13 protein-coding genes are annotated in these 14,668 nt (G+C 48.8%); 5 read left to right on the top strand and 8 right to left on the bottom strand.

Translation table 11 applies throughout. The features are described from left to right. Positions 1–38: 38 nt before the first annotated feature. Positions 39–2,231 carry a HEAT repeat domain-containing protein gene (locus tag GOV45_RS18905; protein WP_254448049.1) on the top strand — a complete coding sequence of 731 codons (2,193 nt, stop codon included), beginning with the start codon at positions 39–41 and terminating at the stop codon, positions 2,229–2,231. Between the two features lie 85 nt (positions 2,232–2,316). Here GOV45_RS18905 and GOV45_RS18900 read toward each other — a convergent pair whose 3' ends face one another. After that, on the bottom strand, positions 2,317–2,505 hold the full coding sequence (locus GOV45_RS18900) for a hypothetical protein (protein WP_170480700.1): 189 nt from the start codon (positions 2,503–2,505) through the stop codon (positions 2,317–2,319). Positions 2,506–2,842: 337 nt separating this feature from the next. Between GOV45_RS18900 and GOV45_RS18895 the strand changes: the two genes are divergently transcribed. Beyond that, a complete protein-coding gene (locus tag GOV45_RS18895; protein ID WP_170480698.1) occupies positions 2,843–3,166 on the top strand; it encodes a hypothetical protein in 324 nt (107 codons plus the stop codon). Positions 3,167–3,585: 419 nt separating this feature from the next. Beyond that, positions 3,586–3,948: a YybH family protein gene (locus GOV45_RS18890; RefSeq protein ID WP_170480696.1), complete on the top strand. Its 363-nt coding sequence runs from the start codon at positions 3,586–3,588 to the stop codon at positions 3,946–3,948. 464 nt (positions 3,949–4,412) lie between these two features. Here GOV45_RS18890 and GOV45_RS18885 read toward each other — a convergent pair whose 3' ends face one another. From GOV45_RS18885 to GOV45_RS18870, 4 genes are all read right to left on the bottom strand, one after another. After that, positions 4,413–4,829 carry an Hsp20/alpha crystallin family protein gene (locus GOV45_RS18885; protein ID WP_170480694.1) on the bottom strand — a complete coding sequence of 139 codons (417 nt, stop codon included), beginning with the start codon at positions 4,827–4,829 and terminating at the stop codon, positions 4,413–4,415. A 164-nt stretch (positions 4,830–4,993) separates the two neighbouring features. Then, a complete protein-coding gene (locus GOV45_RS18880) occupies positions 4,994–6,160 on the bottom strand; it encodes an acyl-CoA dehydrogenase family protein (protein ID WP_170480692.1) in 1,167 nt (388 codons plus the stop codon). A 13-nt stretch (positions 6,161–6,173) separates the two neighbouring features. Then, positions 6,174–6,410, bottom strand: a complete 237-nt coding sequence (locus GOV45_RS23365) for a phosphopantetheine-binding protein (protein WP_170480690.1) — start codon at positions 6,408–6,410, stop codon at positions 6,174–6,176. Then, the gene (locus GOV45_RS18870) at positions 6,407–7,864 is read right to left on the bottom strand and encodes an amino acid adenylation domain-containing protein (protein ID WP_254448056.1); all 1,458 of its coding nucleotides are present in this window, start codon (positions 7,862–7,864) and stop codon (positions 6,407–6,409) included. The genes GOV45_RS23365 and GOV45_RS18870 overlap by 4 nt, the downstream gene beginning before the upstream one ends. A gap of 646 nt (positions 7,865–8,510) precedes the next feature. On the opposite strand from GOV45_RS18870, the gene GOV45_RS18865 reads away from it, so the two are divergent. Beyond that, positions 8,511–9,329 carry a cyclase family protein gene (locus GOV45_RS18865; RefSeq protein WP_170480687.1) on the top strand — a complete coding sequence of 273 codons (819 nt, stop codon included), beginning with the start codon at positions 8,511–8,513 and terminating at the stop codon, positions 9,327–9,329. A 646-nt stretch (positions 9,330–9,975) separates the two neighbouring features. Here GOV45_RS18865 and GOV45_RS18860 read toward each other — a convergent pair. Further along, complete coding sequence (locus GOV45_RS18860; protein WP_254448055.1) at positions 9,976–11,907, bottom strand: PAS domain-containing hybrid sensor histidine kinase/response regulator; 1,932 nt, start codon at positions 11,905–11,907, stop codon at positions 9,976–9,978. Between the two features lie 628 nt (positions 11,908–12,535). Then, positions 12,536–13,015 (bottom strand): oxidoreductase, encoded by a 480-nt coding sequence (locus tag GOV45_RS18855; RefSeq protein WP_170480683.1) that lies wholly within the window; start codon positions 13,013–13,015, stop codon positions 12,536–12,538. Between the two features lie 135 nt (positions 13,016–13,150). On the opposite strand from GOV45_RS18855, the gene GOV45_RS18850 reads away from it, so the two are divergent. After that, positions 13,151–13,765 (top strand): response regulator transcription factor, encoded by a 615-nt coding sequence (locus GOV45_RS18850; RefSeq protein WP_170480681.1) that lies wholly within the window; start codon positions 13,151–13,153, stop codon positions 13,763–13,765. Between the two features lie 442 nt (positions 13,766–14,207). Here GOV45_RS18850 and GOV45_RS18845 read toward each other — a convergent pair. Then, positions 14,208–14,668, bottom strand: a 461-nt coding sequence (locus GOV45_RS18845; RefSeq protein ID WP_302478484.1) for a lectin-like protein, incomplete at its 5' end; no start/stop codon positions are given.

Here is a 14,668-nt window from a genome sequence, read left to right as displayed (position 1 = left end):
TCATGGAAAGCCGACCAAATCGTCGATTAGCAGCTATATTGGCCACCGATATTGCGGGCTATTCCAGATTGGTTGGTTTGGACGAAGAAGGTACAGTTGAACAGCTTCGACTAATCCGCAAAGAAGTCATCGAGCCAACGATTGATATGCATGCTGGGCGCATTGCAAACACCGCGGGCGATAGTTTTCTTATCGAGTTCCACAGCGCAGTCGATGCAGTACGCGCTGCCTTGGCGATACAATCAGAACTATCGATAAGAAATGAAGAAGTTGACCCAGACCGTGCAATCACGTTTCGGATAGGTTTGAATGTCGGAGACGTAATCTCAAATGCAAGTGACATCTTAGGAGATGGCGTAAACGTAGCCGCGCGGCTTGAAGCCTTGGCAGATCCTGGGGGTATCGTTGCCTCACAATCAATTGTCGAATACGCCCGTAACAAGGTACCTTGCAGCTTTGTCCCAATCGGTCCGCAGAATGTTAAGAATATCGCGGAACCTGTTGAGGCTTTCCGCGTCCGCACAGAGTCGACACCATCCTTAGTTGCGACAAAACAAATGAAATTGCCCCGCTGGATGAAGCTGGGCGCGGTTCTGACCGCTTTGACGGCAATAGGATTTTTCTCTGAGTACCTATGGAAAAAGGACCAATTGCTCGCATCGGAGGCGCAAATGGCTTACCCGTTGCCGGATTTGCCGTCGATCGCGGTGAGGCCAATATCTAATTTGACTGGCGATGCTTCCAATCAGATGCTGATTGACGGTATTTCCGAGGATTTGATTACCGATTTATCTCGTATTTCCGGGATTTTTGTCATCGCGGGGAACACGTCCTTTGCTTATCAGGACAATGACATAGACATTGCAGGCTTTGCCGAGAAACTGGGTGTGCGGTACGTGGTAGATGGAAGTGTTAGACGCACAGAGAAAGACTTTCGGGTCAATATCCGCCTTACAGACACATTGAATGGCAGATTGATCTGGGCAGAACGTTACGATTCGGAAGACAACGACATCTTTGATGTTCAAAGCAGCATCGTACTTGCGATCGCGCAGGAACTGGAGGTTCCGCTGAACACTCAAAGTAGGTTCGCGATCGAAAATTTTGAAACCGAAATGGTCGAGGCGCGCGAAGCTTTCCAACGTGGCTGGGAATTGTACTCGCAATTTAATGAAAGGGATAATCTGGCAGCGATTCCGCATTTCGAGCAAGCAGTCGCACTTGATCCAAACTACGGACGCGCGTGGGCTACACTGGCTTTGGCCCACTTGCGACCGCACATTTTTCACCATTGGCGAGGGTTCGCCAACTCCGACGAAAAAATGCATATCGGTTTGTTTTACAAGTATTTCCGTGAAGTAACCCAGCAAGATACGTCGCTGATCCACGTCATAAGGGCCATCGTCAGCCTCAACCTTCCGGATTGGGATAGCGCAGCGGGTGTAAGCCGGGGAACGGACGAAGCCAGACAGGAAGCCGCAAAAGCGATTGCTTTACAGCCCAGTGACCCCGAAGCACATTTGACTATGGGGTGGGCTTTAATTGCGGGCGGCGAACCAGAGGAAGGTCTGGCTTTTGTCCAAGCTGCAATGCGTCTCGATCCTGCCTATCCCAGTCATTATGCCTTGTTCGAAGGGGCGGCACATTTCGCAAAGAATGATGTAAATAGTGCCGAGGCAGCCATTTTGCAGGAGTTGGATCGAAACCCTCAGGCAATTGAATTGATGCCTTTTGCAGCATCGGTTCTGGCTTTGAACGGAAAACGCCGTGCGGCGCGGGCAATGATAGACAGGTGGCAGAAAGGAGAACATGAGGGCGCCTTGCAGGAAGTCGTCCGCGAGTATTTCTTTATCGTGCGTTGGGTTGGAGAACATCAATATTTGAACAATCGAATTAACAAGGGTCTTCGATTGGCCGCGCTGCCCCCAAGTACTACGGTAGCGAGTCTCAAGTCTGACCTATCCCGCAGGGATGCCAACGAACAACGAACGGCTGCACAATCGCTTGCGTTATTTGGTGCTGAGGCGGCGCCTGCAGTGCCGGAACTTATCTTACTTCTGAATAGTCCTTCAGTCTTTGTCAGAAAAGAAGCGGCAATAGCACTGGGAGAAATAGGCGGTTCGGCCTCTTCGGCGTTGCCGGCGTTGGAAGCGATGGTAGATGAATCTTTGTCGGGCAACTTCGCCGCCCGTTCGATCGAGCAAATACGCGAACAATCGGAAAGGCAGTGACGTAAGTACCTAAGTTGAGACAGAACCCAAACAGATTCAGGGCTTGCCTGAATAACTTAAGCCGCCGAATGAAAACGCTGATAACCTACCAACGTGGAAGCTTGCGGATTACATAAGGCTTACAGGCTTCGTTTATTATTTCCGCGTCACCGTTGATCAACATAGGATACAGCGCTGACAGCTCGTCCCGGGATAGATTTTCAAGAAGCAATCTGCCCCCGCCAAATATTCGACGGCGCATTTCTTCTTCAGCTGAAAGATCACTTGAAGTCATAATACACTCTACCACATTTCAATCACTGTTTCACCGATGCCAAGATAAGCTTGTCGTTTTAAGTTTTCGGATTTTCTGCATCGAGATCAGTGCCGTCAGTTTACCTACCATTCGGAAGATAGTTTGATTGATGTGCGCCGAGCTCAATCGGTTCAATAAACATGGCTATGCTGCGGGATGCATGCTGGGAACGCCAACATCTATTATGCCAACTCTGGGCTGGCAGAAATTCGCATTAGGTTGGCGGAATCTCACATGAAAGGAACTTCAGGTGCCACCACTTCGGTAGTGCAGAGGTTTAGAACCCCGCGCCACGAAACCTGAGAGGAGACGCCCCGTGTTTGTGAACAACACAGAAACGGCAATCCGGGAGATTGACCCGGCTCTGGCCGCTCAAACCTTTGAGGCCGGCACCAAATTTGCGACCGTGATACAAGGGTGGGATCAGGATGACGACCTAACTCCACCCATGGAAATGCAACTGACTATCCAACAGCCGTGCACAATTCATGACGTGATGAATGCGTTCGCTCTATCTGGGCAGCGCTATTTGGACGGAAAGAAGGCAGTCTTGCTTGACGTCCGGTTCGAGGAAGTGACGCGTAACCTGTCAACCGGCGTATTTCACATTGGTTGGGGCACATGGTGGCTGAGCAAATGACACGCATTTGAAACCGGCCCTGAGCCCTGGCGTGTAGTTATCCATTGTCCTGAACCGTTCTTTATATCTTAGTGAAAGGAACTGAAATATGGCGAACCCAATGTTTCATTTATTTGTGGCGGTACTGGGGGTCGTCGCCTTGTGGTTGCTGTTTGAAGTTGTGGTCAAATTTTTGTTCGACAACCCCAAGAGTAAGGAAACATCCAACGGCACGCCGTCGATTGAACGCAGGCCAGTTGAGGAACACTTTGAGCGAAGAAGCTAGGGGTGATGGTCACTAAATAACATCGCCTGCCGATTATCCTGATCCGACGTATCCCATTATGTTTTTTGGTTAAAAGGGACTTGGAGCAATAGAAGAACATCGACTCAGGAATGTGTGGTAGTCTTGGGGCATACAAAAAATGTGGGAGGAGAAAATGTCGGACATTGAAAAAGTTAAAGAACTGGATGCGGCGATCATCGCAGGGATCAATGCGAAAGACGCAGATATGGCAACAGCACCATACGCCGAAGACGGGGCGTTGATGCCGCCTGGTGCGCCTACAATGTCAGGTCTTAGTGCCATACGTGAGTATTGGCAGGCCGCAATTGACGGAGGTCTGAGTGATGTGGTTGCCACTATCACTGCGGCTCATGTCAGCGGTGACATTGCTGTAACAATGGGAACGCTGGCTGGCTCGATGGGAGGGCAACAGCTTGCTGGGAAATATGTTCTTTACCTACGCAACGGAGCTGACGGATGGAAGGTTCAACGCGACATCTGGAACTTTGACGCTTAAAGCGAACTTAGCGGCATAGTGGTTAAAGGTCGCTGCTATGTGTAGGCGGAACGCTTTTGTGGTGCCGCGCGTTTGCAATTTATTGCGCATTCACCGTGAGAGCGTTCCAGCTTCGGACTCCGTCACGCCTTTAACATGAGTGTTTTCATACTCTAATTATTATGCAAACACCCTTGTACTGTTTGATGCGTTGCGAGTTCTTCCTGAGCGGCCAACCGTTCCAAGGATTGCTTTGCAACGTTAAGTAATAGTCCCGGTTTCAAATGCGGATAGAAAAGTGCTTGGGCGGAATCCATGTTGGAAAGTTGATGATAAGTCCGGAAATTCAGACAAGCGCTAAAACCATCATGACCTGGACACCACGCACCCGGAAAGGTCTGAGGCGGTCGTCGCCAGACAATTGTCGACCGATTTACGCCTCATACCCGGTTTCTCCGACAACGCATTGGTAGCACTGGTTGATACTAACCCTTGCGAATTTCCACTTTGGAGGTTTCTTGCTTCCTTGGTGTCTTCTTTGGAATGGTGATTGTCAGAACACCGTCCTTGAGTTGTGCGTCGACTTTGTCCCCTTCTGCGTCTGGGGGCAGTCGAAAAGAACGGCTAAACGAGCCGTATTGCCGTTCGGAGAAGAACCAGGTTTCTCCTGTTTCTTCGCGCTCGGATCGCTTCTTACCCTTCAAAATAACGACGCCTTCCTCAACACTCAGATGGATATCCGTTTCCGCTACTCCGGGGAGCTCGACAGCAATTCGATATGAGTCGTCGCTTCCGGCTGCTTCGGATGCTGGCGCGAGCCATTCAGCAACCCGTTCTCCCATCTGGCGCAATGGATCATAGAGGGAAGGCCAAAAACCGCTGGTGTGGGATTTCTCAACCATCTCCAAACTCCTTTCGGTAAGTTCTCCGAAAGCAAGATTTAATCAGATATGAATGTTTCTCCTTGACCCTGATCAATTTTGTAGTTTTCGCGGCAATTACAAAGGGGCCTAGTTGTACCAACTGCAGAGGCTGAGAAGTCCAAATACAATCAGTTGTGACCGGATTAAGTTCTGACGGCGCCTTTCTGATAAGCCGAAATTAGGAGGCGTTGAATATCCGATGTTCCACCCAGCGTTATCGTTCCAGCCATATCCCGGACCATTCTCTCGCATTCTCCGGTCAGGTATCCGCTTGCGCCCCTGATGCGCTGTGCTTGCAACGCATTTTCCAGAAGTGCTTCGGCGACAGATAATTTCACAACCGAAGGTGTCATTCGGTTTTTAACTCCAGCGTCTATTTCGCGAGCAGCATTTTCTATCAAGAGTCGCGAAATTTCATAGCGAACCTGCATGTCGGCAATTCGGTTAGAAACGGTCTGGTTGTTTATGATTGGTTTACCATTCGGGGCGCGGTCGCGTGCAAACAAAACCGTTTCGTCGAGCTGCCTTTTCATGGCCCCCAAATGGCTAGAGAAAATGAAACTTCGTTCCCAGGCGATAGACTGGTTAAAAATTGCGTGACCGGAACCTTCGGATCCCAACAGTGACTCATCCGGGATTTCTACGTCTTCAAACGTCAGTTTGCCGGTCGGTACTGTTCGATGACCAGACTTATCGTATGGGGCGCTTTTTGAAACTCCGGGTGACTTGAGATCAACAATAAACGCCGACATTCCCCAGGCACCGTGATCCGGGTTGGTTATTGCGAATACCTGAGCAACGTCTGCAGCAGGCGCCATGCCGATCCAAATCTTTTCCCCGTTAAGACGATATCCATATTTTGTTTTTTCCGCCGTCGCGCGTATGCCGGTCACATCCGACCCGCTATTCGTCTCAGTTACAGCGTGCGCGCAGACCGCTTCACCGTCTACGAGAGCAGGTAGCCATTTCGCCTTTTGATGCTCGTTCCCAAACACCGATATCGAATGCTGCATAGCCCAAAGTTGCCCGTTAAGGCCTAACAACATGCCATTGTCGCGGCATCCTTCACCAAGAGAATGCAGCGCTTGAAAAGAATCTGTAAAAGACCGCCCCTCGCCTCCGAACTGTTGCGGCATGTTTATACCCAACACTCCTTTATGTGCGGCGGATTGCCACAGGCCCATCCAATCCGATGGGTCTTTGGCCCCGCGTCTATCTCGTTCCTCCACATCTTCGCTCAAAACTTCATGGCCGAAGTTGCGGAATTCTTCGCACTTTTCATCAATCGAAAGCATTAGGGTATAACCCATTGATTGGTTGAATTCAGATAGTATTCAAAAACCCCGACACCTGTTCCACACTGCTAAAGTTTTCAAACGTGATTTTCTCGGTTGGAATTTGAATTTTCATTTCCGTTTCTAAAAACGCGACTAGGGTCATGACCCCAAGCGAATCCAGAATTCCTGACAACAACAATTCTTGCGTCGTTGAAACCTGCCTACCATCCAAGATGGTTTTCGAGATGAAATCTGCAATTTCTTGATCGCTTATTCTGCTCACTTGGCGGTCTCCATAAGACTTCTTCGATTGATCTTGCCCGTGCTGGTTTTGGCAAATGACTTTCTGAATTCCAGTTCGTCGGGAACCATGTAACCTGGCAACTTGGAATTCAGGAAGCCTTTAAAGTCAGACATCTCCAGCTCCTGATTGTCTGCCAAAATTGCAAAGCCCAGTATTTTTGATCCGTCAGGCGAAACTATTGCCGCCGCTTCCGAAACTAGTTCGTGAGAGTTCATAGCTAGTTCGATCTCGTCAAGTTCTACGCGATAGCCGCGTACTTTCGCTTGGCGGTCTTCTCGTCCCAGAAACACCCAGCGCCCTTCAGAATCTAATTTAACCCTGTCACCTGTTCGGTAGTATTTTTTGCCCTTAATTGTTGCAAAACATCTGGCATTCAGGTCTGGACGGTTCCAGTAGCCGCGCATCATCGAAGTTGAAGACACAAGCAGTTCACCGTCATCCGCCCGTAAGAAAGTGGCGTGATCCATGTTATGACCAATCGGTATTGGCATGTCCGTAGGGTGGTCATTAGGCACTGTATATTCTGAGACTTGATTTACTTCGGCCGGCCCATAAGAGTTTGAAATTTTGGCGCTTAAAGCGTTTCGCAAAATTGGCAAAGCCGACGGAGGCATTGGTTCACCACCGTAAATTATCCACCTGAGATGGGACAGGTCGCGTTGCTCCAAGGCTCCACGCTCGCAAAGTTGTAAGAATGTGTACGGAACAGAACTCCAGATTGTCCCTCTGCTTTCCTCCAACAACTGTGAAAGGCTTGCTGGGAACATCAGCACCTGCTCTTTAACCAGCTCGGTCGTCGCTCCGACCATAGGCGGAGTAAAAAAATCGGCCAAAGAAAAATCGAAATGAAGGGGCACGGTGTTGAAAAAAACGTCGCTGGGTCTGAGCCCATATTGCCTTAGCCATGCGTGAGCAAAAGCGCTTCCAGAAGCGAAAGTGTGGCAAATACCTTTGGGTGTACCCGTGGAGCCGGAAGTGAAAATTATGTAAGCTAAATCATCACGTGCGTTTTCGTGGCAAACAAAGTTAGTGACCTGCTCTTCAGGCACGGCACAGTCACAATTTGGGATTGAAGCACCAACGACTACAACTTTGTTTTCAAGTGCAATTCTTTGAAGTAAATCTGAACTTCGTGGTGCGCCAACCACTACTGAAGTGTCGCAATTTGAAATGATTTGGGTGGATCTTTCCACAGGCGCCATCGGGTCTAGTGGCACAAAGGCTGCTCCGACCATCCAAATTGCGTGTATGGCAATCGGCATTTCCAAACCTTTGTACAAAGCCAACGCCACCCGATCGCCAGGTTTGACGCCAACCGCACGAAGGGTGACAGCCATCGCCTCGGCTTTTCTGAGAAGCGTGAGGTACGAAATGGATTCGCCATTGCTTCGGAACGCAACCCGGTCAGGCCACTTAGCGGCCGCGAAAGGCAACGATTTATCTATATCGTTGAATTCTTGAAGGATATTCAAATTCCCACTCTGACGACAGTTTCGTGGTATCGGTAAGCGTCGAAGCTTGCCTCAGCCTTGAGTTCCGCCGCAATCTTTCCTTTGACCCTACGATATGATTTATTCGTTTGATCCATTACTTTGGATCAAATCCAATCAAAAAAAAAGCAAAGTTGCTTGGTCTCGAAATTGGGTCTGTCGAAATATGTCAAGTGTGCTTCAGTTCGAAGTTGGGTGCAGAGGTCTCGTAACAAGAGACACTCGCACAGTCGCAATACGAATTTGGTTTCCAATTTCTTTTCGAACATCAAAGCAAATGATTTTGAAAACGTGTTAACGTTCTGAGCGAGTCGAGTGGTGGAATGGGGAATTCCGAGTGTTCGGAACGCTGTCCTTTAAACTGATCGCAGACGTTTATTCGCTCTACTTCGGATCGCAAGTTATGCGGCCCTTGCACCGGACTTGAAGTGGCATTGGCGACGGTGCAATCCCGGAAGTTCGATTGACGGTGGATCTTGGATTTTTGTTATGGCTGCGATCCCATCGAGCGACATTGCCTTCTTACTGACCCCCGGTTTGGCTATTCACAAGCGCCGCCCCGGACACAATCTAAGAAAGGAGAATTGCCTTGTGTGATATTTGCGTAATGAATTCAGTAAAGAACCGGATGTTGAGCCGGCGTGACATACTGCGTGCATCAGCCGCGGTGCCAGTAACAGCGGCTGCAGGGTTGGTCGCCTCAGCGCCGGCCACCTTGGCGGCCGGTCATGGTCGTGTTGTAGATATGACCCACACCTTTAGTGAAGAATTCCCGACATGGGTCGGCGAACCGGGTTTGAACCGCGAACAACCTGCAAATTTCGCCGACCACGGGTTCAACGTGTTCGTCTATACAGTGGACGAGCATTCGGGAACTCACATTGATGCGCCCTTGCATTTCTCAGCAGACGGTCTGTCTGTGGACGAAATCCCAGTTAACGATTTGGTTTGCCCATTAGCCGTAGTCGATATCCGCGCTCGCGCTGCAGAGGATGCCGATACCCAAGTGACGCCAAAGGACCTGCAGGCTTGGATAGATGCCAACGGTCCGATCCCCGATGGAGCTTGTGTGGCCATGAATTCAGGTTGGAGTACGAAGACGGATACCCCCGGATTCAGGAATGCAGACGCAGACGGCATTCAGCATTATCCGGGATTCCATATCGAAGCGACGCAGATGCTCCTGGAGACGGGTGCACGGTCGATTGCAGTAGATACACTTTCGCTCGACTTAGGGGCCAGTCAGGATTTCGCGACCCATTATGCTTGGTTGCCAACTGGGCGATTTGGAATCGAGTGCATTGCAAACCTAGATGAAGTGCCAGCATCGGGAGCAACACTCATCGTGGGCGCGCCGAAAATCCAAGGTGGCACTGGCGGTCAGGCAAGGATTTTTGCGATGATATGATTGTGGTGACCTGATGTCTTGGTGCAAGAGACGCCTGCGCGACTTCCTCAGCACTTTTTTAGTTTGCCAGAGAACCTTTCTGCGGTCGTTGATGCGAGTTCCTAATTAGTTTCTCTGAAATGACCCTCTTGAAACCCGCCCAGCGGCCCACCACTGGGCGGGTAGACGAACGTTCGCGGTGGCTTTGCCCAAAACTGTATTAATGACGAAGCCGTTCGCGAGCCGCTCTTCCACTTGGGGATAGGGAGCCAAGTGGTCGCAAAAAGGTGCAACTGAATTGGTGAAATAATATGGCCGAGGTTCGTCTAATTCTTGCCACGCCTGTTGTTAAGACGGCCAAACATTTCCATTTAACGAGACCATAGAGTCCAGGAAGAGCAGACCTCAAAGTGGTTAGATGTCACCTGACCGAATTTCCGCCTCACCGAAAAGAAATACCCGCCGAGCTGCGTCGGCGGGCTAAGAACGATAGATCGTTCCAGTGAGTGGTTGCAGATCTTCTGATTTGAACCTTTCCTTAATTATTTGTTATCGCGAAATTTTATCAACCTACCAATTAGAATAGTTTGGGGAACTAAAACTCGCCTAAAGTACGACTAAATGGACGGGTCGTTAGGTTGGTGCGGATCTTCAGGTTTGATTTGGCTTATCCCATTCTCCTGCGAGTGTTTTCCGTCTCTTGCTTTAAATGATCTAAGGCAATCTCCAATCCGTTTATATCTGCCTCGGTTGCTTCTTTTCGTGTGTCCTCAATAACTTTCGTCAACGAACGAAACCCGAACAAGGCAGCAGCGCCGCTAAGTTTATGGAGATGAGACGCCAATTCGCTTCTTTCACTCAAGTCAGGTAGATTTTCATGCTCCGCAAAGAAATCAGACATCTCTCGGAAAAATTCCAAAAGAGCTTTTTCCATTTGCGCTTGACCCAATGTGTCACCAAGTTCCTGTAGTATATTCCTGTCTATTAATGGTTTGTCGGCAGGCACGGGGCTCGAATCCAATGGTTCTCCCAGCAATGCTTTTTGTAGATCGTGAAGCCGAATTGGCTTGGTTGTGTATCCGTCCATCCCTGAAGCCAAGGCCTTATCCAAGTATTCCTCTTCGTCGTATGCGGAAAGCCCATGAATCCGACTGGTTGCATTCAACCCGCCAGATTTTCTTATCTTTTCAGTCAGTTCGCACCCATCACCGTCAGGCAGACCAATGTCCAACAGAATAACGTCAAATTTAGTGTTTATTGCCAGTTCGTAGCCGTCGGTTGCTGAGACCGCACTGTGAACCCGATGACCCAGGCTTGATAGCATTTCACAAAGAACCGAATTGTTAACTACGTTATCTTCAACGACAAGAACAGAGAGTTTTCGCGTAGCTGAGACAGAATTCCCTATACTTGTGCGTTCAACTTTGGACCCAATTTGCTGAGGCTTCGAAGCTGTTTTTAAGGGGAGGTTGAGGGTGAAGCGACTTCCGCGATCTAATTGGGAGTAGACAGTAATGTCCCCGCCCATCATTCTCGCAATTTTTCTTGAAATAGGAAGCCCAAGACCATCCCCTCTGGACTGCCGACCTTTGACAGGAGCTAGGGTCACATAATCTTCGAAAACTTTTTCAAGTTGGTCTGCTGGTATCCCATCTCCCGAGTCTGAGACGGTCAGAACCAACTCAGTAATATGCTGGGTACTATCACCCCTTAGCTGTACTTGGACAGTTCCTTGGGAAGTGAACTTGATAGCGTTTCCAACAAGGTTCGTGACAATTTGGCCCACCCGCACTTCATCGGCAATAAAGTTGGCCGACAAGTTTTGATCGAGGTCGGTTTCAAGTTCCAATCCTTTTTTCATTGCCAATGGTTCAAGAATTGCGATGACTTGGGAAATTTTTTCGTACGGATTGAATGAAACGGGCGACAGAACCAACGAACCTGACTCAATGCGTGTAATATCAAGGGCTTCGTTGATTTGTTCGAGCAGAATCTCTCCCGACCCGATTGCTACCTCCAGAAAGTGATTTTGCTTCTCCGTGAGGTCTGTAGTTTTTAGCAAGTCGAGAACCCCAAGAATTCCGGTGAGAGGAGTTCGCATTTCATGGCTCATTATTTCCAAGAACCGTGATTTTGCTCGATCAGTTCGCTCCGCTCTTTCCTTGGCCTCCAATAACGCTTGCTCGTTGCGCTTTCTTTCACTTATGTCGCGCAGATAGACGGCGACCAAGCCGCCGCCTGTATTCGATACCCTTGTCACATTGACCTCTGCTGGGAACACTTCTCCATTTCGCCTCGTTCCCAAAATCTCGACCCGCTTATTTTCGGGAAGCCCGGGAATGAGTTTTGGGATTAGCGCGTTAGGCTCGTTATTATTTTCTTGATAATGAACATCTGGGAGGATTGTGTCCTCGATTTTTTTGCCTAAAACGTCTTTTTTCTTCGAACCAAAAACCTGTTCAGCAGCCTGGTTAAATTCTACAATTTCACCCTTCTCATTTCCGATCACAATGGCATCAAGCGAAGCAGACACAGTAGACTCTAACCGGGCGGTTGTTTCGCGAAGTGCAAGGTCGCGCTTTCTGGAAAGCCTTAGCATTCTGTACAGAAACAGAAGTACTGCCGCTAATACGATGACGACTGAAGTCGCGACCAGGCCGGCATTTCTGAGAGCTGACGAAAATTCTTGCCTACGGGCCTCGGTTCTTTCGGCTCCGATGGAAATACCCAACAATGCCAATTCACGGGCTACCGGTTGGTACCGTGTCGTTAAGTTGACAATTTCAACAACATCGTTGGTTGAGCTGTTACTTTGCGTAAGCCTTTCTGTTTCATCGGCGAATTGTTGAAGTTCCCGTAACAACTCCGACGCGCGGTTATCGCTCTCAATTATTTCTCGAGCCGTTCCTTGGCTAACGAGATCGATACGACTTAAGGCTATTTGGGTCTGTACGTAAATTCTTGCGGTGTCTGGGCTGATACGGGAAGATTCTTCAAGCAAGACGGAACGCAGATTGGCGAACTCGGTGTCCAACTGCAAAATCGTCCATTGGGCGTTCTCGCTGCCAGCAGTAGATAGCGCGCGCTGCTCAAGCCAAAGATTACGGCCCAAGGCGACCACGAGCGCAACAAGAAACAAAACAGATGCCGGAATAAGAATCCGGCCTAACCTAAATCGCATTGCACCTCCATAAACCTTCGCTTTAAAGCCCAGAAATGCCTGCAAATCATTCGAGAAGGTCAATTCTTTTCAACTGCCAAACCGAGCGCGCATAGTTAGATTCGGTCTGATAATCGGGACTGTCGTCAAACGGAAACATTATCCAGTAAGGTCCCTTTTCCCGAACCGACATTGTGGCCCCGTCAATCCGAGTTGCAATAATTGGAACTTCTTCCTCGAGCTCTGCAACCGGCATCTCAACGGAATAATCGTTCAAGGCATAAAGTTTAAGGAGTTCTCCATTGGCGTTTAGGTGTTGGATAAGACTGGAAATCGGAACACCGCTGAATTGGTGAATTCCGTCAGTCCAAATAGTAGAGGTGGAAAAGGAAACTTGGTCCAGCGAATCCAAATCCTCCAACGAGAGTTCTTTCTGCTCGCCGCCCACAAGCACAACTGTCAACGGGATCGAATTTTGTGCATTGGCTGATGAAAAACACATCACTGCGAAAGTAGCCACGATAGTCAGAGCATTTCTTAAGTTCATAGAATTGGCCTCCCCGGTTGCATGGTGTTACAATCAAGCTATCACTGATTTGAGCGTCGAACATAGATTAACAGAGTCTAAGTCAATCGTTGTTTGAGGCATAATAGTTCTTTCTCGGAGGCTTTTCGGTTCTTGATGAGCACCATTTTACTAGCCGATGATCATCAACTGGTTCGCGATACATTGGCCAGCTACCTGGCTGAAAAAGCCGGTTTCGAAGTTAAGGTAGCCTCAAGTGCTGAGGAGGCATACGTGGCGCTTTCAACTTTCAGAAACATCGATCTTGCAATTATCGACTATCAGATGCCAGGGATGGACGGTTTGGAAGGTTTGATCCGGCTCCGATCGCGGTATCCCGACCAAAAAACAGTGATAATTTCAGGGGTTGCTTCCCCTGAAGTTGCGGATAAAGCCATTGAACTTGGGGCGCTTGCTTTTTTCCCAAAATCTATGCCAGTCGACTTGATGCTAGCCGGCATCAATGAACTGATAGCGAATAATCCCGTTGAAATCTCTGCCGGCAATTCCCAGGGTCAGCCTGACAGCGAACTCCAAAACTATGGCTTAACTGTCCGAGAAAGACAGATTCTGCGGATGCTTGCTTCGGGGCAATCCAACAAGTCGATAGCGCAAGATCTGAGTTTGAAAGAAGTAACCGTGAAATTTCACGTCACGAATATCTTAGGAAAACTTAGGGTCAGTAACAGAACACAGGCAGCTTTGCTCGCAAATTCGAGCACTTCGCTTTGATGCAGTTGAGGATTTCTTAGTTAAGAGTCGAGGTCTTTAACCCTGAGAATTTCTGAGCAATAGACGGACCCTAGACTTTAGTTTGGTTTGCAGCTTGGAACAAACTCGAGGACTAAGAGATCAAAAGAGATCTTTAAACATAACCCAAACAAGATTTGCCAGAAAATGTTCGTTCTAAACCCATCGCACAAAAAATTGGCCGCTTCGCCGATGTGTCGGAGAAGCGGCCAGAATCGTTTGAAAACACAACCACTCACTGATTGCTACTTTAGTATAGTAAATCTCTGGCCTTGAATCGAGAAAAAAAACTGTCGGGGGTTTGCGTTTGCAGTTAGAAGAGGTGCCATTAGAAAAATCTGACCAGTCCGAAGTGGGCAAGAGACCTGAGTTTGAGATACATCTTTGGAACTGTAACTTTAAAAAACGGACTTAGTGACGCCTGCTATTCAATCTCGATAACAAATGTCCTTGCGTAGTCACTCCCGTCGTCCCAAAAGTGTGGTTCGCGTGAATGTTTTGGGTTGGCAAAAAAGTGACCATATCCTTGCCTGCCGCGAAAATTGTCAGGATTACCCTTCGACCACCGCGTATATGTGAGTGGCTCACCTGTGCTCCAAACCCAACCGCCAGACGGCTCGTTGCTGCCAGGCAGTTGATAAAGCCCGAAAGCTGGGCCGTGAATATTTCCTACGCTGTCCGTACTAAAGAAACGTTTGTCGTTCTTAAAAAGATCGAAGATAAACTGATTTTCTCTGGCGTTGCCAATTGTTGCCAAGTGTCCGCCCATCTTTTCGGCAAGGCCATTGGCTTGAGAAAAGTTCATTCTCCGATGCGCAACAAGATAAAGATGCCCTTCGAAATATCCAAAAACGACTTCGCTGCGACCAAGGATTTTGAGTGCCC

Origin of the sequence: Ruegeria arenilitoris (genome assembly GCF_013035425.1) — a bacterium.
Classification (GTDB): domain Bacteria; phylum Pseudomonadota; class Alphaproteobacteria; order Rhodobacterales; family Rhodobacteraceae; genus Ruegeria; species Ruegeria arenilitoris_A.
The sequence above is the reverse complement of the archived record's forward strand: the minus strand, read 5'-3'. Positions and strand labels throughout refer to the sequence as shown.